The sequence below is a fragment of the Phaeobacter italicus genome (assembly GCF_001258055.1).
Classification (GTDB): Bacteria; Pseudomonadota; Alphaproteobacteria; order Rhodobacterales; family Rhodobacteraceae; genus Phaeobacter; species Phaeobacter italicus.
This window is the reverse complement of sequence record NZ_CVRM01000031.1, coordinates 39,394-61,824: the sequence shown is the minus strand read 5'-3', so window position 1 is coordinate 61,824 and position 22,431 is coordinate 39,394. Positions and strand designations below refer to the sequence as shown.

Sequence of the window (22,431 nt, the reverse complement as noted above, 5' to 3'; positions counted from 1 at the left end):
AAACCTGCAAGATCGTCTGATTTTTGGCGCCTAGCGTGGTCAGGCGCGGATGCGCCATCCGGTTTTGAAGATCCACCAGATTGCCCCCAGACACAGCAGGGTAAAGCCCCCGATAGCCAACAGGCTAAAGCCGACCGGAACATCCGAAGTGCCAAAGAAGGACCAGCGGAAACCTGAGATCAGGTAGACCACGGGATTGAACAGGGTGATTTTCTGCCAGATCGTCGGCAACATCGAGATCGAGTAGAAAGAGCCCCCCAGGAAAACCAGCGGCGTGACAATCAAAAGCGGCACCAGCTGCAGCTGTTCAAAGTTCTTCGCCCAGACCCCGATGATAAACCCCAGCAGGGCAAAGCTCACGCAGGTCAGCACCAGGAACAGCATCATCGCGAACGGGTGGGCGATGGTCAGATCGACAAACAACGAAGCCGTGATCAGGATCACCACGCCAATGAACAGCGCCTTGGTTGCGGCGGCGCCGACATAGCCCAACACGATTTCGAGAAAGTTCACCGGTGCAGAGAGAAGTTCATAGATCGTGCCGATGAACTTTGGGAAATAGATCCCGAAAGACGCGTTTGATATCGCTTGGGTCATCACGCTCAGCATGATGAGCCCCGGCACAATAAAGGCCCCGTAGGCGACGCCTTCCACCTGATCGATGCGGCTGCCAATGGCCGCGCCGAACACCACGAAATAAAGTGAAGTGGACAAGACAGGCGACAGGAAGCTTTGCATCAGGGTGCGGAAAAAGCGCGCCATTTCAAATCGGTAGATTGCGGCTATTGCTGTCCAGTTCATGTGTTGTCTCCTGAAACCAGTCCAACAAAGATATCTTCAAGACTGGATTGGCGCGTCTGCACATCCGCAAGTGTCAGCCCAGCTGCGGCGACTTCGTTCAGCAAGGCGGTGATCCCTGTACGTTCGGCGTTGGTGTCATAAGTGTAGATGAGGGCGCGCCCGTCTTCGCGCAGACTGACGCCATAGGTGCGCAAGGGGTCTGGCACCTCGCTCAGGGTTTCCACCAACTGCACTTCCAGCTGTTTTTGCCCAAGCTGACGCATCAGCTGTTCTTTTTCCTGCACAAGAAGGATTTCGCCGCTGGTAATGACGCCAACTCGATCCGCGATCGCCTCCGCCTCTTCGATGTAGTGGGTCGTGAGAATGATCGTCACGCCATCGCGCTTCAACTCAGCCACCACATCCCACATGTCCTTGCGCAGTTCGACATCGACCCCTGCGGTCGGCTCGTCGAGAAACAGGATGCGCGGGTCGTGGCTCAGGGCTTTGGCGATAAGAACCCGGCGCTTCATGCCACCAGACAGTTCCTTGATCTGGCTCTTGCGTTTGTCCCAGAGGGACAGCTTGCGCAGGATCTCTTCGATGAGCGCGTCATTGCGAGGCTTGCCAAAGAGCCCACGGGAAAACCTGACAGAGTTCCAAACGGTTTCAAAGGGTTCCAGATTGATCTCCTGCGGCACCAGACCAATCAGGCTGCGCGCGGCGCGAAAATCTTCGAGAATGTCATGTCCACCAACGGTCACCGAGCCGGAGCTGGGCGTTGTGATACCGCAGATGGTTGAGATCAATGTGGTTTTGCCGGCACCATTGGGGCCCAGCAGAGCGAGAATCTCGCCCTCTTCGATATCCAGGTTCACGCCTTTGAGGGCCTGAAACCCGCCTTCATAAGTTTTTTGCAGATCTTTGATCGACAGGATGGCTGCCATGCTGGCCCCTTTCCGTATGTGTGTCGCGTCGGCGCAAGGTAGCGCCAACATCAGTTGGCGACCAGTCTGGATTGGCGCAACCCTGTGTACAGACGCGCATTGCACTGTGCAGTCGTGCAGGTCAATTTATCTCGACATCAAGACAACTATTCGCCACATATTATCTCGACATCAAGATAAAGAGGTTTCCAATGAAGATTTTGCTGCTCGGCGCAACTGGTGATGTGGGTCGTGCCACCCTTTGCCAGGCTGTTCAACGAGGCCACGTGATCACGGCTGTAGCCCGCCGCCCTGATGCGTTGGTCGCTGGCGCATCCAACCAGATCAAACAGGTGGCGCTGGATGTGCTGGATATGCAGGAAGACCTTGCAGATCTGGCGCGCAATCACGATGTGATCATCAGCGCATTGCGCCCAATCGAGGGACAGGAACCCCTGCTGATCCCCATGACCCGCGCCGCACTGGGGGCCGCATCAGCCGCAGATATTCCGATCCTTGTGACCGGAGGGGCTGCGCTGCTCAAGCTGGCCGATGGAAGTGGCCACACCGTCCTGAGCGCGCCTGATTTCCTGCCCGACAGCGTCCGCCCCATTGCCGAAGCCTGTGCCGCACAGGACGCGCTGCTGGACACACGCCCCGATGTTGCCTGGACCTGCCTGCGCCCGCCAGCAATGCTGCACGATGGTCCGCGCAAAGGGCGCTACACTTGGGGGCAGGATACCCTTGTCATCGACAGCGAGGGGCAGTCAGAAATTTCCTTTGCCGACTTCGGCAGTGCGTTGATTGATCTGGCAGAACAGAGCAGCAGACCCAATCGGCGCCTGACCGTCGCCTGGGGCATGGCTGCTTGAAGCATCAGTACGGCAATCCGACGTAGTTTTCCGCAAGCGAGGTCTGCGCCGCCTCCGAGGAAAACAGGTAATCCAGATCGGCCTGTTGCAACCGCAGATCTGCCGGGGACATATCCGGAAAGCGGTGCAGCAGGCTGGTCATCCACCAGCTGAAGCGCTCTGCCTTCCACACCCGGGCGAGCGCTTTGGCAGAATAGGAGTCGAGCCCGCCAGCCTCTCCGCGCAGGAAATAGTCCGCAAACCCTTCGTAAAGGTAGTGAATATCCGACGCCGCGAGGTTCAGCCCCTTCGCACCGGTTGGCGGAACGATATGAGCGGCGTCGCCAGCCAGAAACAATGCGCCATAGCGCATCGGCTCTGCCACGAAACTACGCAAGGGCGCGATGGATTTTTCGATGGAGGGGCCGGTTTCCATCTGCTCTGCGACAGCCTTCGGCAGACGGCGTTTCAGCTCCTGCCAGAACGCATCATCGCTCCAATCCTCCGCTTTGTCGCTCAGTGGGACCTGGATGTAATACCGGCTGAGGCGGGAATTGCGCATGGAGCAAAGCGCAAACCCGCGATCATGGCGGGCATAGATCAATTCAGGCGCGGCCGGTGCGGTCTCTGACAGAATGCCGAGCCAGCCAAAAGGATAGACCTTTTCATATTCCCGCAAGATATCAGCGGGGATCGATTTACGGCTGACACCGTGGAAACCGTCTGCCCCAACGATGAAGGTAGCATCGATCCGTCGTTCGGCGCCGTCGTGAATGAATGTCACATGAGGCTGCGCCCCCTTGAGATCGTGCAGAACCACATCCTGCACCTCATGCAGGACGCGCCCGCCCATCGCATCACGCGCCTCATACAGGTCGCGGGTGACTTCGGTCTGACCATAGACCATCACCGTCTGGCCCTGTGCGTGGCGGGCAAGATCAATCCGGTCCAGACGCCCCTGATGGGCGATGTGGAACCCATGATGGATCTCTCCCTCGCGGTCCATCCGCGCGCCCGCACCGGATTTGCGCAGCAGTTCGACAAACCCCGTCTCCAGCACCCCGGCCCGGATGCGACCCAGCACGTAATCGCGGGTCTGGCGCTCCAGCACGATCGTGTCGATCCCGGCTTTGTGGAGAAGCTGAGACAACAACAGGCCCGACGGCCCGCCGCCGATGATGGCTACCTGGGTGCTTTCTGTCTGCATGGGTATCTCCTGTTCGCCCTCCTACCCTGACCTGTAGCCGACGGTTTGCGAATAGACCTAACCGCCCATTTCTTGTATATTTCGCACATGTCAGCAGCCGCACATATCGACACATTCAGTCTGTTTGGAGAAACCGGAGAACTATCGGATCTGCTTCATATAGAGACTATTGAAGCCAGATCAGCCTTGCATGACTGGTCACTAACCCCACATCGCCATGATCGGCTACACCAGATCCTGATCCTGACAGAAGGTGGTGGAACCGCAAATATTGACGGAACAGACCACTCCCTCGCCCCACCTTGCCTTCTTAATCTGCCGCGAGGCGTTGTTCATGGGTTTCAATTTGAAAGCGACACAAATGGCTGGGTTCTGACGGTCACGTCGGATCTGCTTGACCACTGTCTGCGCCACAACGACCAACTGCGCACCGCGCTGGAGATGCCCGGCATCGCCCCCCTGCAACCAGGATTGCAGCAGATGATAGAGTGCATTGCCCATGAGCATGGTCAGCACGCCCCCTTTCGGGCGCCGGTTTTAACCGGGCTGGTTGGTGCCTGTGCCGGGATGGTGGTTCGCGCGATTTCAGCGCAGCAGCACAAAGGATCCGGGCCGCGCGGCCACAGGCTGTTTTTTCGCTTTCAGGAGTTGGTGGAGCAGGCGTTCCGCTGCCGCAAAGGCGTGGCTGAATATGCAGCGGAGCTTGCAGTGTCTCCCACTCATCTAAACCGGGTCTGTCATCGGGAGACGGGTAAATCCGCCTCTCATCTCATCAATGAACGGATGCTGCGCGAAGCGCGGCGGCTCTTGATCTACACAACGCTGAGCGCAGCAGAGGTGGCTTATGAGTTGGGGTTCAGCGACCCTGCCCATTTCAGCCGGGTCTTTGCAAAGGCAACAGGCCAGCCGCCCAGACGCTTTCGCCAGAAGATGACAGCAGGAGGCTAGGGTCAGCAGCGACGCCAAAAAGAAAAACCGCCCCCTTTATGGGAGCGGTTTCAATAGTTGGTTCACGCGGATTTGCGTTAGTCGGCCGGATCCAGCTTGGACAGCCCCTTCAGGATATCGATCGCATAGGCCAGCTGATAATCCTGCTCGCGGCGCTCTGCTGCGGCTTCGGCCTTGGCACGGTCTTCCTCGATCTGGCGGATCTCATCCTCGGACAGGCTGTCGTTGTTGAGACTACCACGCAGATCCGCTTCGGAACGGGAGCGGCGGCTGGTCGATGCATCCTCTTCCTCGGCCTCTGCGTTAGGGTTGCGACGCGGCTGTTCGACGACGATATCGGGCGACACGCCCAATGCCTGGATAGAACGGCCCGACGGCGTGTAGTAACGCGCGGTCGTCAGGCGCATCGCGCCATCGCCCTTCAGCGGCATGACGGTCTGAACCGACCCCTTACCAAAGGATTTGGTCCCAACAACAATCGCGCGACGATGATCCTGCAGCGCACCCGCAACAATTTCCGACGCCGATGCAGACCCGCCATTGATCAGCACCACAATCGGCTTGCCGTTCACCAAATCGCCCGGCGTCGCATTGAAGCGCTCTCCGTCTTCGGGGTCGCGACCACGGGTCGAGACGATTTCACCGCTGTCAAGGAAGGCATCAGCCACCTTGATCGCCTGCGTCAGCAGACCACCGGGGTTGTTGCGCAGGTCCAGTACGATGCCATTCACATTGTCGATGCCACCGGCTTCTTCCAGCTGCTTTTCCAGCCCCGCTTCCAGATTGGGGGTAGTCTGGTCATTGAAAGTGGTCAGGCGCAGCACGACGGTTTCGTCCTCAGTCCGGGCCCGGACTGCGGTCAGTTTGATCGTGTCGCGGATGATTGAGACGTCAAATGGCTCTGCCTCGCCTTCGCGCACGACGGTGATGACAATCTCCGAGCCGACCGGTCCGCGCATCAGATCGACCGCTTCGTCCAGCGCAAGCCCCAGAACGCTCTCACCGTCCACGTGGGTGATGAAATCGCCGGCTTCCATGCCCGCCTCATCCGCCGGGGTACCGTCGATCGGTGAGACAACTTTGACAAAGCCCTCTTCCTGCGTGACCTCGATGCCGAGGCCACCAAATTCACCCCGCGTCTGCACGCGCATGTTGGCCGCGTCGTCCGGCGACAGGTAACTGGAATGCGGGTCCAGAGAGGACAGCATGCCGCCGATGGCGGCTTCGATCAGCTCTGTTTCATCAACTTCTTCGACATATTGCACGCGGATGCGTTCAAAGATGTCCCCGAACAGGTCCAGCTGTTCGTAAACGCTGGCCTCTCGGCTGCCTTCCTGCGCCAGGAGCGGCTCAGCTACGTAGGTGGTGGCAAGGATCCCTGCCAGCGTGCCGCCCACTGCGGCCATCGCGAATTTTCTCATGAACTAATTTCCATCCTTGTCGGTGCGGAACCAGGTTTCGGGGTCCACCGGACTGTTGTCCATTCTCACTTCTATATAGAGCGTTTCTGTGCGGTCAGTTCCAGCCCCTTCACCGCTTAGTGACAATATGGCGCCGATTTCCGGGCTGTCGCCGCCCATCAGCCCAACAGGTGTTCCTGCCGGGATCACTTCACCCGCGCTGCCATAGACCTCTGCCAAGCCGGACAACACAAACAGCGTTTCGGGCTGCGGCTCCAGAATGACGACATTGCCCAAATCCAAAAGCGGCCCCTGATAGCGGATCGTAGCCGCTGTGGGAGAGACAACCAATGCGCGGGGGCGCGCAGCAACCAACCATCCGGGCCGCGCAATACCTGCGGCATCCTTTTCGCCATACCCCCGCAAGACCAGCCCTTCGACTGGCAGTGCGATATCGCCACGCAGGGCGCTGATATCGGCGTCGCTTTTGCTGATCTCACCCTCGGTAATCTCGGCCAGACCACTGGCAAAGCCGCTCAATGTCTCGGTCGAGGAGATCAGGATGGCGGTCCGCACAGGATCCTGCGTGAAGCGACGGGGCAAGCCGGTCCGGTCCGCAATCGCCGCAGACAGTTGCACGCGCGCGTCCTGCACGCCGTTCAACCCATCCTGCAACGTGTTGGCCGCGCTTTGCTGCAACACCCGCAAGGTCTGGACCTCTTGCAGATCCCGTTTCAGAGCAGTGGCGCGCGATTGCAGCGCAGGCGTCACCTCGGCCAGTGTCATCGCAGAACGCGCGGCCCCAAGCGGGCCAGAAGGGTGCAGCATCAAAACGGGCGGCGGCGAGGTTTCGATCATCTGCAGCACACCAAGCAGATCTGCCACGTCATCTTCACGCGCAGCCAGTTGCGCGGCCAGCTGGCTCTCGCGCTGCGCAACCCGACGCAAGCCGTCGCGCATGGCTGCCAACCCGGCTTCGTAGGCCCGTACCGTCTCGGTCAATGCGGCCACACGATCACGGGCGCTTTCTGCCTCTTGCAGCGCAATGGTTGCCGCTTCCAGCTGATCTGCTGCGGCCTGAGCGGCGCGCGCTGGATTGTCTGCCGCCTGTGCAGGTGTCAGCCCCATCAGCAGCGCAAGGCCAAGGCCTGCGCGGCACAGAAAGCCAGACAGGATCGCGGCTGTTCTGATCATGCCAGCAGGCTCTCCCCTGTCATTTCCTCGGGTTTTTCGAGCCCCATCAATGCCAACAAAGTCGGCGCGAGATCCGCAAGACGGCCATTGCGCAGCGATGCGCCTTCCGGGCCACCAACCAGTGCGACAGGAACCAGGTTGGTTGTATGCGCCGTATGTGCACCGCCGGTTTCAGGATCCACCATGACCTCGCAGTTGCCGTGGTCAGCGGTGACGATCATGGCGCCACCCGCGGCTTTGAGGGCGGCGACCACTTGTGTCAGCCCCTCATCCACCGCTTCACACGCCTTGATCGCAGCATCCAGATCACCGGTATGGCCGACCATATCGGGGTTTGCGTAATTGGTTACGATCAGATCGTATCCAGCCTCGATCGCCTCGACGAATTTCGCCGTGACTTCGGGGGCGGACATTTCGGGCTGCAGATCATAGGTCGCAACCTTGGGCGATTTGGGCATGTAACGGTCTTCGCCTTCTTCCGGCTGCTCCTTGCCGCCATTGAGAAAGAAGGTGACATGGGGGTATTTTTCCGTCTCGGCGAGGCGGAACTGGCGTTTGCCCTGTTTTGCGACCCATTCCCCCAGTGTGTTGACAATCTCACGCTTGGGATAGGCTGTGTTCATATAGGCATTGTGACCCGCCGAATATTCCACCATCCCCAAAAGCCCAGCCAGAGCAGGGCGCGGGCCGGTTTCGAATTCTGCGAAATCCGGTTCGCCAATGGCCCGCAGAATTTCCCGCGCCCGGTCTGCACGGAAGTTCAGGCAGAAGATGCCATCGCCATCGCGAACCCCCTCATAGCCGTCGATGACCGTGGCCTTGACGAATTCATCAAGCTCCTCGCGCCCATAGCTCGCCTCGACCGCAGCAATGGCGGAACTGGCCGTGAACTGCCCCTTCCCCTTGATCATCGCCTCATAGGCCTGGCTGACACGTTCCCAGCGGTTGTCCCGGTCCATGGCGTAGTAGCGGCCCGTTACAGTGGCAATGCGCGCGCCTTCTGCCATTTCGGTTTCCAGCTGCTCAAGATATCCCAGTGCAGATTTCGGGGCCACGTCCCGCCCGTCTGTCATCGCATGGAGCCACACCGGCACGCCCGCATCACGGATCGCCTTTATCGCCGCCAGTATGTGGGTCACATGGCCATGTACCCCCCCGTCGGAGACAAGCCCCATCAGATGGGCCGCACCACCGCTTGCCTTGAGCTCAGCGATAAAAGCCTGCAATGCCTCGTTGTCGTAAAAAGATCCGTCCTCGATCGCGAGGTCAATCTGCCCCAGATCCATCGCAACCACGCGGCCAGCGCCGATATTGGTGTGCCCAACCTCAGAGTTGCCCATTTGCCCGCTGGGCAGGCCAACATCGGGACCATGGGTGATCAGACGTGCCTGCGGACCCTTGGCCATGATGGCATCGAAGGTTGGCGTATTGGCCAAGACCGGTGCGTTGGCCGTTCCCACATCACTGCTGCCCCAGCCGTCAAGAATACACAGAACAACAGGTTTGGGGATCGACATCGCTATAGGCTCCACTTTGCGCTGGTGCGGGTCTGGCCGGATTGCTCGGGGCCATCCACAGACCGGGTTTACTGCCTTCTACAGCTTTGCCGGGCATTGGGAAACAGCGGAAGGCAGCCAAGACCCGCCGCGTGCCCTTGCCGTATGAAAAAATCTCCACCACCCCCTGACGCCAGTGACACGGACAAGCCTTTGATATCGAAATAAACCCCAGCCGAGCGCAGATGGGATGCACAAAAAAGCAGCAGAACAGCCTCTTTTCAAAGTGGAACAAATAGTGAACATATGGGAGCAAGATGATACGTGATTCCTCATATGGGCAGGTGATTCACCTGCCGCGGCCTCCCGCATCCGGGCCGCATTCGTCCGGCTCTGCGCCTGCGGATCAGGTAGGAAACCCGGCCAAGGAACCAGGGGCGGACCCGGTTCTGACAGATGTGCTGCTGGATGCCCCTTTTGATCCCGCTGCCACGGGGTTTGTATTGTCGCTGCTGCCGCGCGAAACACAGCCGCTCTTGTGGGTTCGTGATCGCGCATCGCAGCGGGAAAACGGCCAGATCTACACGCCCGGCCTGCGGCTGTTCGGGATCAGCTGCCCGGTTCTTCAGGTCACGGTCAGCCACCCTCGCGATGTTCTGTGGACGATGGAGGAAGGGGCTGCCTGCAGCGCGCTCTGCGCGGTTGTGGGGGAAATCCACGGCGCGCCAAGCGTGCTGGATTTCACAGCAACCAAGCGCTTGGCGATCAGGTCCGAAGCCTCTGGCGTGCCGCTCTACCTGATCCGAAGCGGAGACCCCGGCACGCTAAGCGCTGCGCGACAACGATGGCGGCTGGCCTCCCTGCCGTCCGAACCACACCCGGACGACCCGCAGGCCCCCGGCCAGCCCCGCTGGAGCGCAGAATTGTTTCGCGCCCGAAACAGGGCGCCAGGACATTGGGTTGCCCAATATGACACAGACACCTCCGTCTCGCATTGTCTCCGTCTGGTTCCCCGATCTCGCGATGGACAGATGGCGACAGATCATTCGCCAGCACCGCACCCTACCCAGCGACGACATCCCCGTCGTGCTGAGCCGTGATGGCACACATGGGCCTGTGATCCACGCCACCAGTACCACCGCGCGCACCCGTGGCATTGAGCCCGGCGCGCGCGTGGTTGATGTGCAGGCCATTCATCCGGACCTGCATGTGGAACCTGCCGACCCGGCGGGGGATCGCAGCTTTCTCGACCGGCTGGCGCTTTGGGCGCGGCGGTGGTCTCCCTGGACCGTGGCGGACCGGGACGACGGGCTGTTTCTGGACAGCCAAGGCGTCGCCCATCTCTTTGGCGGAGAAGCGGCCATGCTCAGCGATATTCAGCGACGCATGGCCATGCAGGGGCTGACGGCACATGTGGCAATGGCAGCGACCCCCGGCGCGGCGCAGGCGCTTGCGCGCTATGGCTCCATACAGATCTGCGATGACATTCCGGCCGCCCTCGCGCCCTTGCCCACGGCGGCGCTGCGGCTGGATGACACCACTGTCCAACTGCTCAACCGGCTTGGCCTGAAAACCATCGGTTCTCTGGCCGAGATGCCGCGCGTATCGCTGATGCGACGGTTTTCGACCCTTCCGGATGACCGCAATCCGCTGGTGTTGCTTGATCGGGCTGTCGGGCGCACTGCTGATCCATTGAATGCACCGGTCGACCCTCAGCAGTTCATAACCCGTAGCCGCCTGCCGGAACCGGTGATGGACGCCGCGCCACATATGGCCGATCTGGCGCGCCAACTGTGCCAGCAATTGGCCCAGGCCGAATACGGAGCCCGCAGCATAAGGCTGACGATCTACCGCATTGATGGCGAATGGCGACAACTGAGCCTGAACACGGCACGGGCCAGCCGAGACCCGGACCACATGCTGCGCCTGTTTCGGGACAAGCTGGAGCGGATTGATCCCGGTTTTGGCTTTGACCTGCTGACGTTGGAAGCCCTACAAGTCGAACCGCTTTCCCAGATCCAGCAGCGGCTGGATGGCCGCCGCGACAGTGATGCCGATCTGGCGGCCCTTCTGGATCGGCTGAGCGCACGGCTTGGTCAGGACAAGGTGAGCTGGTCCCGCTATGTGCAGACCCACAAACCCGAGGCCGTCGAACACCGGCAGCCCGCCATGGCGGGTGATCCCACACCGCCGCCTGCCCCACCAAGAGAGCGCCCCTTGCGCCTGCTTACACCCGCCGAAGAGGTTCAGGTGATCTATGCCGTGCCAGAAGGGCCTCCTTCGCAATTTCGCTGGCGCCGGGTTCTTTACAAAACCGCACGACATGAGGGGCCGGAACGGATCGCTCCGGAATGGTGGCGTGACCGCCCCGGCACCCGGTTGCGGGACTATTACAAGGTCGAAGTCCAAGATGGGCGCCGCTTCTGGCTCTATCGCGAGGGCGTTGTTCACGACGGGCGCGGGGATACCCCGCGCTGGTTTCTGCATGGGCTGTTTGCCTGATGCCTCTGCAGGAAGGACATAAGCGCAGACATCTTGCCACAGGTGCCGCAAACGGCACCCAAGGGGGCTCTGCGTCGGGGGCTGAGTTTGCCGCCCCCCCGCGCAGCCCCTATGTTGAATTCGGTCTCGCCAGTTGCTTCTCGTTTCTTCATGCGGCGTCTGATGCGGTGGATCTGACGGCCACGGCCCATGCCCTTGGTTATGACAGTCTGGGGATTGCGGATCGCAACACGCTGGCTGGTGTGGTGCGACTGTTTACCAAGGCTAGGACAGCCTGCATTCGCCCGATGATCGGTGCGAGACTGATCCTTATGTGCGGCTGCGATCTGCTCGCCTATCCGCAAGACCGTGCCGCCTACGGCAGGCTGTCGTCGCTTTTGTCGCGTGGCAAAATGCAGACTGCCGATGGCAACTGGCAGGACAAGGGCGCCACCCACCTGACGCTGGATATGCTGCGGGAACATGCCGACGGGCTACACCTGATCCTGATGCCACCGGATGATCATGCAACCACGCTTCATCAGCTTGCACGGCTGCTGCCCGTCCTGCCCCAGATGCGCCATATCGCGGCGCGCTATCTTTATCGCGGCGACGATCGGGCTCGGATCAACCGTCTGGACAGGCTCGCCAGACAGCACGGGCTGATGCTCTTGGCGACAAATGATGTTCTCTATCATCGTCCGGATCGCCGCCCGCTGCAGGATGTAATGACCTGTATCCGCAATGGGACCACCATCGCCAAGGCAGGGTATCTGTTGGAGGCAAACGCCGAACGGCATCTGAAATCTCCCGAGGAGATGTGTCGCCTGTTTGCAGACTGGCCCCATGCCATTCGCGCAACACGCAAGCTGGCAGATGACATCACCTTTCAGCTCAGTGACCTGAAATACGAATACCCCCATGAGATCGTCCCCCAAGGCCAGCAACCACTGGAGCGGCTGCAACAGCTGACGTGGGAGGGCGCAAAAGAGCGTTATCCGGCGGGGGTGCCAACAGATGTCCGCCTGCTGATCGAAAAGGAATTCGATCTGATCGACCGCAAAGGCATCGCGCGGTATTTCCTGACCATTCACGACATTGTCCGCTTTGCCCGCGAGGATGCAGAGCCGCCTATCCTATGCCAGGGACGCGGGTCCGCGGCAAATTCCGCCGTCTGTTACTGCCTGGGCATCACAGCGGTCGATCCAAGCCAAACAGATGTGCTGTTTGAGCGCTTTCTCAGTGAGGCCCGTGACGAACCACCCGACATCGACGTCGATTTCGAACACGAACGCCGTGAAGAGGTAATCCAATACATCTATCAGAAATATGGCCGCGCCCGCGCGGGTCTTTGCGCAACGGTGATCCATTACCGCCCCCGCTCTGCCATCCGCGAGGTAGGCAAGGCGATGGGCCTGTCCGAGGACGTGACCTCGAAACTGGCGGGCACAATCTGGGGCAGCTTCGAAGGTCAGATGGATGATGCCCGCGCGCGCGAGGCGGGCCTGGATCTGAGTGATCCCTATCTGCGTATGGTGCTGAAACTGGCCCGTGAGATGATCGGAATGCCCCGCCATCTGTCACAGCACGTTGGTGGTTTCATCCTGACAGAGCGCCCGTTGACGGAAATTGTTCCCATCGGCAATGGCGCCATGGCGGACCGCAGTTTTATCGAATGGGACAAGGACGACATTGATGCGCTGGGGATTTTCAAGGTCGACGTGCTCGCGCTTGGCATGTTGACCTGCATCGCCAAGGTATTTGGCCTGCTCGAAGCACATTACGGGCGACAACTGGATATGGCCTCTGTTCCGCCAGAGGACAAAGCCACCTATAAGATGCTGTGCGAAGGTGACAGCCTGGGCGTATTTCAGGTGGAAAGCCGGGCCCAGATGGCCATGCTGCCCAAACTGCGGCCCGACACGTTCTATGATCTGGTGATCGAGGTTGCGATCGTACGACCCGGCCCCATTCAGGGCGACATGGTCCACCCCTATCTGCGCAGGCGCCAGAAGCTGGAACCGGTCGACTATCCACGCCCCGGTCCTGAATATCCGCAAGACGAAATGGAGCGCATCCTGCACCGCACCATGGGCGTGCCGATCTTTCAGGAGCAGGCGATGAAGATCGCGATGGATGCGGCGCTGTTTTCCCCCGAAGAAAGCAACGCCCTGCGCAAGGCGATGGCCACGTTCCGTTCGCGCGGGACCATAGAAACGCTTCAGGACAAGATGGTCGGGCGCATGGTTGCGCGCGGGTATGATCCTGATTTCGCGCAGCGCTGCTTTGATCAGATCAAGGGGTTTGGTGAATACGGCTTTCCCGAAAGCCACGCCGCCAGTTTTGCCAAACTGGTCTATGTGTCCAGTTGGATGAAATGCCACTATCCCGCTGCTTTTGCCTGTGGGCTTTTGAACTCTCAGCCGATGGGGTTTTACGCCCCGGCCCAGATCGTCAGGGACGCAAGGGATCATGGCGTTGAGGTCCGCGCAGTGGATGTGAATTACTCAGACTGGGACTGCACATTGGAACCAACCGATCGCGGCTTTGCCCTGCGGCTGGGGATGCGGCAGGTCGACGGGATGCGGATGGATGCGGCGCAGCGGATCATGGCCGCTCGCGACAGCCCTTTTGCAGATGTTGCCGATCTAAAATCGCGCTGTCGGCTGGACGCGGGATCCCTGCGGCGTCTCGCGGCGGCCGATGCCTTGCGCAGCATGGGAATGGATCGACGGGCCGCGCTTTGGCAGACGCAGGCGCTGAAGGATGCCCCGTCCCTGCCGATTTTCGAACACGCCGAAACTGCCGCACACGGAACGGAGCCAGAGGTCCACCTTCCTGCCATGCCGCGGGCGGAACATGTGGTGGCGGACTATCAAACCCTCAGGCTGTCTCTCAAGGCCCATCCCATGCAGTTCTTTCGTGCCAGCCTGCATGCCCAGAGATTTCACCGCGCACAGGATCTGAAGGGCAGTCATCACGGTCAGCGTGTCTCGCTCGCCGGGCTGGTTCTGGTGCGTCAGAAACCCGGCAGCGCAAAAGGTGTCTGTTTCATCACGCTGGAAGATGAAACCGGCGTTGCCAACCTGGTGATCTGGCCCAAGCTGTTCACCCTGTTTCGCGCCACCATCATGTCCGCGCGACTGCTGGTCGTTCATGGCCGGGTGCAGACCGATGGCAAGGTGATCCATGTGGTCGCCGACCGGCTGGAGGACGCGACCGACCGACTGGAACGTCTTTCGACAACAGCATTGCCACCGACCACCACCCGTGGCGATCATCCGACCCATCCGCTGCCAGCCCAGGTCGGCGCCGCAAACGCACAACCCGGCGGTGGGCACCGCCATCCGCGCGATGTGCGCGTAATCCCGAAATCACGCGACTTTCACTGACCTGTCAGCACCCTCGTCCCAGCCGAAGTCCGACCCAGAACCTGACCAGATGCCGCGTTGTCGACCTGTCGGAACTGCCGTTCAATGTCCAGCAGGCGCTGCTTGCGCCAGAGACCACCACCATAGCCAGTCAACGCGCCATCCGCTCCGATCACCCTGTGGCAGGGCACCACCAGCGCAATTTGATTGGCCCCATTCGCCCGTGCCACGGCCCGCGTCGCAGACGGCCTGCCGATCTCGGCTGCGATCTGTGAATAGCTGCGGGTCTGCCCTGCCGGAATCTGGCGCAGCTGGTCCCAGACCGCGCGCGCAAAATCCGACCCGTGATAGGCCAGCGGTGTCTGAAACCGCGCGGAACGACCTGCGAAAAATTCCGCGAGCTCGGCTCTGATCTGCTCGGTCGGTGGCGCAGAGCCGACCCCCAGATCCCCTTTGACGGCCTTTTGCAGCTGATCCAGCTCACGCCGCAGAGCCTTGCGCTCCACGAACTCCAGAAGATGCAGTTCTGTTCGGCTGCTGACCGCAATCATGTCGCCAAGCGGTGTGGCAATCCAATCCGCAAGCAGAAGGCCCTCACGCCCAAGGCTCCCTGGCGGGCGCCCCAGCAAACGCGCAAATGCAGCCCGAAAGGCGCTGGGAGATTCAAATTGCGCGTCTACCTGCGCGTCGATGACCCGCGCCCCATCACAGAGGGCAACAAACCCCTCCCGCAAACGCCGCTGGCGGGCCATCTCAAGGAAAGTCATGCCGAATTGCCGTTTGAAGCTGCGCCGCACTGTCGAGAGGTCAAACCCGAAGCGAGTGATATCCGCTTCGCTCCAGCGATGTTCGGGCCGCTCTTCAAGCGCTGCGAGCAAGGTCGCCACAGCCGGATCTGCATCAGCCATTGGTCGCAACGGATGACAGCGTTTGCAGGGGCGAAACCCCGCGTCCAGACACTCTCCCACGCTTCCGAAGAACTGACAATTCTCCCGCTTGGGCTTGCGGGCCGGGCAGGTCAGTCGGCAAAAAATCCCGGTGCTGGAAACACAAACATAGGCCTGACCATCGAAACGGTCATCCCGGTCAACAAGCGCCTGATACAGCGCATCATGGTCAGGTAGATCAAACAACATGACACCATCCTACCATGTCGATCGAGACCTGCCGCCGGTAATCGGGCGCCTATTTCACAACACAGGCATAACAAAACAGGCAAAACGAAACAGCCGGGCTGTTGGCGGCCCGGCTGTCTTTGGCATGTAGGCTCAAGGCTCAGCTCAGGTCGAACTGGGCCCAGACCGCATCGTGATCGGACAGCGGTCGGTCGTTGCTATCAAGAGACGGCACCAATGCGCTGTCTGTGCTGCGCAAACCACGGATGCAGAACCAATCCAGTTTCATCACCCGATCCGGATGTGGGGTAATAAGGCTGGCGCGGGTGGTCATGCCGTCCGGTGTCGCGCTCCAGTCATAACCTCGGGATCTGGCCAGATCGAACAGGGTTTCACGCTTCCAGTCAAAGTCAGGTGGCAGATGGTTGCCAGTGTTGAGATCCCCGCCAATGACGACAGGCATGTCCGGCGCAAAATCATCCACTGCGTCCAGAAGCAGTTCGAATTGAGCATGGCGATGGGCCGCGTCCGCGTTGCTCTCCAGATGGGTGGAGACAAAGCAAACCGGGCCCGCATCCGTCGGAAGCACAGCAGCAATTGCCATTCGTCCGCCCAGTCGGGGCTGTTCCGGATCGGCCGGCACCTCGTCAGAGGAATACCAATGGCCATGATCATCCAGCCGGATCAGCCTGACCCGTTCTGGTTTCACGGCCGAGAGGATGGCGTTGCCATGCCAGCCGAGACTATTGAAATCATCCTTGCAAAAGGCCTGCTCGGTCGGGCCACCAAGATCCAACTCGTGAAACTCCACCCCAAAGAGATAGGTCATGCCCATCGCCTCGGCCATGGCTTCGGTGGTGTGGCGCTGGCCCGTGCGCGCCATACCGTGATCGACCTCGGACAACAGAACAACCTGGGGCGCGAAACGCTCCATATGCGCAGCAGTGTCTTCAGGAAACAGGCACCGTTCGACGTTCCAGGTCACGACAGAAACGCTGGCAGGCAGCGACGTGCGCTGTGCCGTGCCCCCCGCCTGCAGCGCGTTCATCGCTGGGACCTCTGCCATCAAAGCGCGATGAGACGCTGCCGTGCGAGGCGCGGATTTGATCCGCGCCTGCATCTCTGCCGTTACAGACGGCAGCTTTTCAACAATCTGTGTCAAAGACGCATTCCCGACGCTGCATCAAACAGACAGATCGCGGCCGGATCGACAGAGATCTGATGCGCACCCGGATCTACCGGAATATCCTTCAGCACATGGATCGTGAACGGCTGGCCGCCCAGTTTACCATGCAGCAGGCGATGCGCGCCCAGTTCTTCGATCAGTTCCACGTTGATGGACACACCACCCTCGCTGACCAGCTGCACGTCTTCCGGACGAATGCCCAGCTTGACTGCGCCCTGCGCAGAGGTCTGCAGCGCCCCCATGGCCACACCATCTGCCAATGTGACCTGACCGCCAGTGATGGTGGCATCAATCAGGTTCATCGGCGGAGCCCCCATGAAAGACGCAACAAAGACAGACGCTGGATTATGATAGATTTCGGACGGTGTGCCGATCTGCTCAATGCGACCACCGTTCAGAACGATGATCCGATCCGCCATTGTCATGGCTTCGACCTGATCGTGGGTCACGTAGATCGAAGTCACCCCCAAACGACGCTGGAGGGCCTTGATCTCAATCCGCATCTGGTTGCGCAGCTTTGCATCCAGGTTCGACAGCGGTTCGTCAAACAGGAACAAAGCCGGATCGCGCACGATCGCACGTCCCATTGCGACACGTTGACGTTGACCACCAGACAACTGAGACGGCTTGCGTTCCAGATACTCTTCGAGGTTCAGCATCTTGGCGGCCTCGGCCACCTTGCGCTCGATCTCATCCGCAGGGGTTTTGCGGTTTTTCAGACCATAGGCGATGTTCTTGCGCACCGTCATATGCGGATAAAGCGCATAGTTCTGGAACACCATCGCGATATCGCGATCGGCCGGATCCACGTTGTTCACCACCCGGTCGCCGATTTCCAGCGTGCCTTCGGTGATATCCTCAAGACCTGCGATCATGCGCAGCAGTGTGGACTTGCCACAGCCGGACGGGCCGACCAGGACGACGAATTCGCCGTCCTCGATCTTGAAGCTGGAGGAAGTAACGGCCTCAACCCCATTGGGGTAGACCTTGCGTACAGAATTCAGGGTAACCTGAGCCATTGTGTGAAGTCCTTACTTATCGGATTCCGTCAGGCCCTTGACGAACCAGCTTTGGAAGAAAATGACGACTGCCACAGGGGGCAGGATGGCGATGACCGCGAGAAGGTTGGCGCGACCGAATTCGGGCACATTGGTCCCTTCGAGGGTCTGGGTGATCTGCTTGATCCCACGCACCAGCGTATACATGTCCTCTTCGGTGGTGATCATGGTGGGCCACAGATACTGGTTCCAACCAAAGACAAACATGATGATGAACATCGCAGCGATCATGGTTTTGGACAGCGGCACAAGGATATCGATGAAGAATTTCACCGGCCCCGCCCCATCAATGCGCGCCGCTTCTACCAGCTCTTCGGGTACAGAGCGGAAGAACTGACGGAAAAAGAAGGTCGCTGTTGCCGAGGCGATCAGCGGAATGATCAGACCCTGATAGGTGTTGAGCATGCCCAGCTGCTGGACCACCTCGTAAGAGGGCAGAATACGTACCTCCAGCGGCAGAAGCAGCGTGGTGAAGATCACCCAGAACGCCAGCGTTGCAAAACGCAGGCGGAAATAGACGATGGCATAGGCCGCCATCATGGCGATCAGAATTTTACCCAGCGCAAAACCGATGCCCAGCACGAAGGAGTTGAACAGCATCCGCATGCCGGTATTGGCCCCGGAGAAGCCAGAGGCCTCAAACATGGCCTTTTCAAAGTTGTCGTCGAACTGGTCGCCGATCTTCAGTTGCGGGCCGTATTTGATGATGTCCACATCCGGCACGGTTGTGGTCAGAACCACCATGATCAGCGGCACCAGCATGAACAGCGAGCCGAGGATCAGAACGGTGTGGTCGCCAATCGCCCCCCAATTGATGGAGCGGCGCGGCGTTTGAACGTGTGTTTGGTCTGCCATGTCAGCCCCCTCAGGTATAGTGAATCCGACGATCGATCAGCCGGAACTGAAAGACCGTGAGCGCCAGAACAAGGACCATCAGGATCACGGACTGCGCCGAGGAACCACCCAGATCGTTACCGCGGAAACCGTCGACATAAACCTTGTAGACAAGGGTCATCGGGTTGTTACCCGGCTCGCCCTTTACCAGGGTGTCAACGATGCCGAAGGTGTCGAACAGCGCATATGTGATATTGATGATCAGCAGGAAAAAGCCGGTCGGCGCCAGCAGCGGGAACGTCACATCCCAGAACCGCCCCGTGGCCGACCCGTTGTCGATCAGCGCCGCTTCGCGCACCGAACGCGGAATGGACTGCAGGCCGGACAGGAAAAAGATGAAGTTGACCGGAATCTGTTTCCAGACGGACACCAGAACCATGGCCGCCGCCGTATCATTGAAGTTCACGCCCAGAACAAAGTCCCAGCCGAAGAACCCAGCCAGGCGTGTCAACGGCCCCCAGCTCTGGTCGAACATGATAAGACCAATGAACCCCGCGACCGGTGGTGCAACCGCATAGACCCACATCAAAAGCGTCCGGTAGGTGCGGGCACCGCGCAGAACATTATCCGCCTTGACCGCCAGCAACAGCGCGATTGCCAGCGAGAAGAAGGTCACCAGCACAGTGAACACCAGCGTAAACAGCGCAACCCGGCGATACTCGGAATTGCCGAGCAGGTCGGTGTAATTCTCCAGGCCCACAAATGTGGAGCCAAACCCGAACGGATCTTGCAGGTAGAACGATGACTGAATTGCGTGCCATGCAGGCCAGTAGAAGAAAATAGCGATGATGACGAGCTGCGGCATCAGCAGCATGATCGGCATCCACTTGGTTGAGAACCCGGCGCGTTTCACGGTGAACCTCTTAGTTTGAATGCGTTACGGCCGCAGAGGCTGCGGCCGTAACAAAGTGGGGAAAGCCCCGCGAAATTAGCCTTGGGTCTTGGCAAAGCGTGCCAGCAGGTTGTTCGCTTCGTCCTCGATGGTCTTGAACGCGTCTTCAACCGAGGTCTCGCCGGTCAGGATGCGGCCGTACTCACGGTTCATCACGTCGCGGATCTGAACATAAAAGCCCATGCGGTAGCCTTTGGTGTTGTCACCGCCCGGCAGCGACAGCTGCTGGATGCCAACTTCAGCGGCAGGCGCACGATCATAGTGACCATCTGCTTTTGCCATTTCATAGGCCGCTTCGGTGATCGGCACATAGCCGGTTTCCTTGTGCCAGAAGTACTGAACTTCGGCAGAGGTCAGGAAGTCGAAGAACGCCGCAGTTGCTTTGTTTTCTTCTGCATCATGGCCAGCCATTGCAAACAGAGACGCACCACCGATGAAGGTCTGGGTCGGCTCTTTGGTCACACCTTCCCAATAGGGCAGCATGGTTGCGGAGAAATCAAACGGCAGGTCTTTCTTGCTCAGGCCCCCAAAAGAACCGGAAGACCCCAGCCACATGGCAACTTTGCCTTCTTCGAAGGGGGTCTGGTTGTCGCCCCAACCGGTGCCGAACCATTCGAAATAACCGTTGTCTTTCCAGTCTTTGACAGCGCTGAAATGCGCTTTGATCGCGTCATTGTTGACCAGGATCTGAGTGTCGGTGCCGTCATAGCCGTTGTTGTTGGTTGCGAACGGCAGGTTGTGGCGGGAGTGGAAGTTTTCGGTAAAGATCCACGGCAGGTGCGACTGGGACAGGGCGGTATAGCCTGCCTCTTTCAGAGCCGGAGCGGTGACTGTCTGGAATTCTTCCCAGGTTTTCGGTGCGCTTACGCCCGCTTTTTCCAGCGCCTGAACATTGAAATACATGATCGGCGTGGAGGAGTTGAACGGCATACCGATCATCTTGCCATCGCTGTCGGCGTAGAAATAGCGCACACCAGCAATGTAGTCGTTGATGTCAAAATCAACGCCGTTGTCGGCCAGCAGATCTTGAACAGGAATGGTTGCGCCCTTCGCACCGATCACGGTTGCAGCACCGGCATCGAACACCTGCATCACATTGGGCTGCTCGCCTGCGCGGAAGGCCGCGATGCCAGCGGTGAGGGTCTCTTCATAGGTGCCCTTGAAAACCGGGGTGATCTTGTATTCATCCTGGCTTGCGTTGAAGTCGGACGCGATCTGGTTGACGGTGTCACCCAGCGCGCCGCCCATGGCGTGCCACCAGGTAATTTCTGTTTCAGCAAAAGCAGCATTGGCAGCGAATGCCAGCGTGGCAGCGGTTGTAAACGCAATACGTTTCATCTTCTGTCTCCGGTCCTCCGTCACCCGATGCGGGCAGACGGTTCCAATTTGAACCACGGCGACCGGTTCAGTCCACCGCGGTATTTTGAATTGGCCTCCCCTTAGGCCAGTGAGTTCTGCTGCAGCAGCGCTTGAAGCGCTTTTGTTTCAGGAACGAGTCCGTTGCACCAGATCTGCACACGTGTTCATATAGGGGCGGTATGTAACGTTTGTGTCAAGGGTTTCGATGTTTCACAAAAAAAACATCAAATCCGAAAGGGGCATCCGATGAAGCGACCCAGCCCGGATATCACCAAGCGAAAACCCCGTGCAACTGCGGCGGATGTTGCTGAAATTGCTGGGGTTTCTCGGTCAGCCGTGTCTCGTGCATTTACGCCCGGCGCCTACCTTGATCAGGAAAAACGCGAACGCATCCTGCTCGCAGCGCATGAATTGGGCTACCAGCCAAACGCCCTCGCGGCGACCTTGCAGGGGGCGCGCTCGAATCTGGTGGCGGTCTTTGCAGGCGAGATGCGCAACGAATATGACAAGGAGGCCACGGCCGCATTGATCGCCGGGCTGAATGCCGTCGGCAAGTGGCCCGTCGTCATCGCCGGAGGCGGCGACACCGCCCGCGAAGCGGTAACCCAAGTGCTGCGATACCCCCTGGATGCCATGATTTTGCGCAGCGGCAGCATTGCCTCTGAAATCGTCGAGCTATGCAGCAAGCTGAACATACCGGTTATCGCGTCAGGGCGGATTATTGAGGCCAAAGGCGTCGACAACATCTGCCTGCTCAACCATGACGCAGCTGCCCTGGCGGCAGACCTGTTGGCAGAACGGGGCCGCAGCCGCATCGCGCTTGTCGGCGGGCCAGGTGATTTTGGCGCCACCGGCGAGCGGCGCAGCGGCTTCCTCAACGGACTGGATCGCCACGGGCTGACCTTGGTGGGCGAGTATGCAGGCAATTACACCACGGAGAGCGGCTATTTCGCGACAGAGCGCCTTCTTGAGCACGCTGAATTCGACGGCATATTCTGTGCAAATGACGCCATGGCCATCGGCGCACTGGGTGCGCTGCGCGATGCAGGAAAATGTATCCCCACCGATGTGTCGGTTGTGGGCTTTGACGACATCGAGATGGCGCGCTGGCCCGGCGTGCGCCTGACAACGCTACGCAATCCGATTGACGATATGGTAGATGCAGTCCTGTCGAGTCTTGACCGCCGTCTCGCAGATCCGAATGCAAGCGAACAAACCACACGGCTCCACGCAGAAATCATCCTGCGCGACACCCACTAACCCGCATAGATCG

18 protein-coding genes are annotated in these 22,431 nt (G+C 59.6%); 6 read left to right on the top strand and 12 right to left on the bottom strand.

Annotated elements, in window-relative coordinates; genetic code table 11:
* Positions 1-39: 39 nt before the first annotated feature.
* Complete coding sequence (locus NIT7645_RS11595) at positions 40-801, bottom strand: ABC transporter permease (RefSeq protein ID WP_008561051.1); 762 nt, start codon at positions 799-801, stop codon at positions 40-42.
* Positions 798-1,727 carry an ABC transporter ATP-binding protein gene (locus NIT7645_RS11590; RefSeq protein ID WP_008561676.1) on the bottom strand — a complete coding sequence of 310 codons (930 nt, stop codon included), beginning with the start codon at positions 1,725-1,727 and terminating at the stop codon, positions 798-800. The genes NIT7645_RS11595 and NIT7645_RS11590 overlap by 4 nt, the downstream gene beginning before the upstream one ends.
* A gap of 191 nt (positions 1,728-1,918) precedes the next feature.
* Between NIT7645_RS11590 and NIT7645_RS11585 the strand changes: the two genes are divergently transcribed.
* On the top strand, positions 1,919-2,578 hold the full coding sequence (locus NIT7645_RS11585; protein WP_008562095.1) for an NAD(P)-dependent oxidoreductase: 660 nt from the start codon (positions 1,919-1,921) through the stop codon (positions 2,576-2,578).
* Between the two features lie 4 nt (positions 2,579-2,582).
* Here NIT7645_RS11585 and pobA read toward each other — a convergent pair whose 3' ends face one another.
* Positions 2,583-3,764, bottom strand: a complete 1,182-nt coding sequence (gene pobA / locus NIT7645_RS11580; protein WP_008562026.1) for a 4-hydroxybenzoate 3-monooxygenase — start codon at positions 3,762-3,764, stop codon at positions 2,583-2,585.
* A gap of 87 nt (positions 3,765-3,851) precedes the next feature.
* Here pobA and NIT7645_RS11575 point away from each other — a divergent pair, with 87 nt between their 5' ends.
* The gene (locus tag NIT7645_RS11575; RefSeq protein ID WP_050687178.1) at positions 3,852-4,712 is read left to right on the top strand and encodes a helix-turn-helix domain-containing protein; all 861 of its coding nucleotides are present in this window, start codon (positions 3,852-3,854) and stop codon (positions 4,710-4,712) included.
* A gap of 77 nt (positions 4,713-4,789) precedes the next feature.
* Here NIT7645_RS11575 and NIT7645_RS11570 read toward each other — a convergent pair whose 3' ends face one another.
* Genes NIT7645_RS11570 through gpmI form a run of 3 tightly spaced genes read right to left on the bottom strand, consistent with a single transcriptional unit; the run spans position 4,790 to position 8,823 of the window.
* The gene (locus NIT7645_RS11570; protein WP_037302584.1) at positions 4,790-6,133 is read right to left on the bottom strand and encodes a S41 family peptidase; all 1,344 of its coding nucleotides are present in this window, start codon (positions 6,131-6,133) and stop codon (positions 4,790-4,792) included.
* Between the two features lie 3 nt (positions 6,134-6,136).
* Positions 6,137-7,306 (bottom strand): murein hydrolase activator EnvC family protein, encoded by a 1,170-nt coding sequence (locus NIT7645_RS11565; RefSeq protein ID WP_050687176.1) that lies wholly within the window; start codon positions 7,304-7,306, stop codon positions 6,137-6,139.
* A complete protein-coding gene (gene gpmI / locus NIT7645_RS11560) occupies positions 7,303-8,823 on the bottom strand; it encodes a 2,3-bisphosphoglycerate-independent phosphoglycerate mutase (RefSeq protein ID WP_008561013.1) in 1,521 nt (506 codons plus the stop codon). Before gpmI ends, NIT7645_RS11565 begins: the two co-directional genes overlap by 4 nt.
* Before the next feature lie 296 nt (positions 8,824-9,119).
* On the opposite strand from gpmI, the gene NIT7645_RS19590 reads away from it, so the two are divergent.
* From NIT7645_RS19590 to NIT7645_RS11550, 3 genes are read left to right on the top strand one after another with little or no spacing between them, the layout of a single operon-like run.
* Positions 9,120-9,902 (top strand): ImuA family protein, encoded by a 783-nt coding sequence (locus NIT7645_RS19590; protein WP_008559252.1) that lies wholly within the window; start codon positions 9,120-9,122, stop codon positions 9,900-9,902.
* Positions 9,826-11,304: a Y-family DNA polymerase gene (locus NIT7645_RS11555; protein WP_082204882.1), complete on the top strand. Its 1,479-nt coding sequence runs from the start codon at positions 9,826-9,828 to the stop codon at positions 11,302-11,304. The genes NIT7645_RS19590 and NIT7645_RS11555 overlap by 77 nt, the downstream gene beginning before the upstream one ends.
* The gene (locus tag NIT7645_RS11550) at positions 11,304-14,675 is read left to right on the top strand and encodes an error-prone DNA polymerase (RefSeq protein ID WP_008562169.1); all 3,372 of its coding nucleotides are present in this window, start codon (positions 11,304-11,306) and stop codon (positions 14,673-14,675) included. Before NIT7645_RS11555 ends, NIT7645_RS11550 begins: the two co-directional genes overlap by 1 nt.
* Here NIT7645_RS11550 and NIT7645_RS11545 read toward each other — a convergent pair.
* The 6 genes from NIT7645_RS11545 to NIT7645_RS11520 form a co-directional block, all read right to left on the bottom strand.
* Entirely contained in the window at positions 14,669-15,790 is a 1,122-nt protein-coding gene (locus tag NIT7645_RS11545) for a bifunctional transcriptional activator/DNA repair enzyme AdaA (protein ID WP_008559438.1), read from the bottom strand. The two genes, NIT7645_RS11550 and NIT7645_RS11545, sit on opposite strands and share 7 nt — an antisense overlap.
* 139 nt (positions 15,791-15,929) lie before the next feature.
* Positions 15,930-16,931 carry an endonuclease/exonuclease/phosphatase family protein gene (locus tag NIT7645_RS11540; protein WP_008559310.1) on the bottom strand — a complete coding sequence of 334 codons (1,002 nt, stop codon included), beginning with the start codon at positions 16,929-16,931 and terminating at the stop codon, positions 15,930-15,932.
* Positions 16,928-17,974, bottom strand: coding sequence for an ABC transporter ATP-binding protein (locus tag NIT7645_RS11535; protein ID WP_008559245.1), 1,047 nt, complete (start codon positions 17,972-17,974; stop codon positions 16,928-16,930). The genes NIT7645_RS11540 and NIT7645_RS11535 overlap by 4 nt, the downstream gene beginning before the upstream one ends.
* Positions 17,975-17,986: 12 nt before the next feature.
* On the bottom strand, positions 17,987-18,868 hold the full coding sequence (locus NIT7645_RS11530) for an ABC transporter permease subunit (protein ID WP_046210542.1): 882 nt from the start codon (positions 18,866-18,868) through the stop codon (positions 17,987-17,989).
* Between the two features lie 10 nt (positions 18,869-18,878).
* Positions 18,879-19,760 carry an ABC transporter permease subunit gene (locus tag NIT7645_RS11525; protein ID WP_008559337.1) on the bottom strand — a complete coding sequence of 294 codons (882 nt, stop codon included), beginning with the start codon at positions 19,758-19,760 and terminating at the stop codon, positions 18,879-18,881.
* A gap of 75 nt (positions 19,761-19,835) precedes the next feature.
* A complete protein-coding gene (locus NIT7645_RS11520) occupies positions 19,836-21,137 on the bottom strand; it encodes an extracellular solute-binding protein (protein ID WP_008561864.1) in 1,302 nt (433 codons plus the stop codon).
* Between the two features lie 267 nt (positions 21,138-21,404).
* Here NIT7645_RS11520 and NIT7645_RS11515 point away from each other — a divergent pair, with 267 nt between their 5' ends.
* On the top strand, positions 21,405-22,418 hold the full coding sequence (locus tag NIT7645_RS11515) for a LacI family DNA-binding transcriptional regulator (protein WP_008559061.1): 1,014 nt from the start codon (positions 21,405-21,407) through the stop codon (positions 22,416-22,418).
* Positions 22,419-22,431: the final 13 nt, after the last annotated feature.

Excerpts from the sequence above, each read along its gene's own strand:
- NIT7645_RS11595 (WP_008561051.1), bottom strand. The coding sequence starts at position 801 with ATGAACTGGACAGCAATAGCCGCAATCTACCGATTTGAAATGGCGCGC.
- NIT7645_RS11590 (WP_008561676.1), bottom strand. The coding sequence starts at position 1,727 with ATGGCAGCCATCCTGTCGATCAAAGATCTGCAAAAAACTTATGAAGGC.
- NIT7645_RS11585 (WP_008562095.1), top strand. The coding sequence starts at position 1,919 with ATGAAGATTTTGCTGCTCGGCGCAACTGGTGATGTGGGTCGTGCCACC.
- pobA (WP_008562026.1), bottom strand. The coding sequence starts at position 3,764 with ATGCAGACAGAAAGCACCCAGGTAGCCATCATCGGCGGCGGGCCGTCG.
- NIT7645_RS11575 (WP_050687178.1), top strand. The coding sequence starts at position 3,852 with ATGTCAGCAGCCGCACATATCGACACATTCAGTCTGTTTGGAGAAACC.
- NIT7645_RS11570 (WP_037302584.1), bottom strand. The coding sequence starts at position 6,133 with ATGAGAAAATTCGCGATGGCCGCAGTGGGCGGCACGCTGGCAGGGATC.
- NIT7645_RS11565 (WP_050687176.1), bottom strand. The coding sequence starts at position 7,306 with ATGATCAGAACAGCCGCGATCCTGTCTGGCTTTCTGTGCCGCGCAGGC.
- gpmI (WP_008561013.1), bottom strand. The coding sequence starts at position 8,823 with ATGTCGATCCCCAAACCTGTTGTTCTGTGTATTCTTGACGGCTGGGGC.
- NIT7645_RS19590 (WP_008559252.1), top strand. The coding sequence starts at position 9,120 with ATGATACGTGATTCCTCATATGGGCAGGTGATTCACCTGCCGCGGCCT.
- NIT7645_RS11555 (WP_082204882.1), top strand. The coding sequence starts at position 9,826 with ATGGACAGATGGCGACAGATCATTCGCCAGCACCGCACCCTACCCAGC.
- NIT7645_RS11550 (WP_008562169.1), top strand. The coding sequence starts at position 11,304 with ATGCCTCTGCAGGAAGGACATAAGCGCAGACATCTTGCCACAGGTGCC.
- NIT7645_RS11545 (WP_008559438.1), bottom strand. The coding sequence starts at position 15,790 with ATGTTGTTTGATCTACCTGACCATGATGCGCTGTATCAGGCGCTTGTT.
- NIT7645_RS11535 (WP_008559245.1), bottom strand. The coding sequence starts at position 17,974 with ATGGCTCAGGTTACCCTGAATTCTGTACGCAAGGTCTACCCCAATGGG.
- NIT7645_RS11530 (WP_046210542.1), bottom strand. The coding sequence starts at position 18,868 with ATGGCAGACCAAACACACGTTCAAACGCCGCGCCGCTCCATCAATTGG.
- NIT7645_RS11520 (WP_008561864.1), bottom strand. The coding sequence starts at position 21,137 with ATGAAACGTATTGCGTTTACAACCGCTGCCACGCTGGCATTCGCTGCC.
- NIT7645_RS11515 (WP_008559061.1), top strand. The coding sequence starts at position 21,405 with ATGAAGCGACCCAGCCCGGATATCACCAAGCGAAAACCCCGTGCAACT.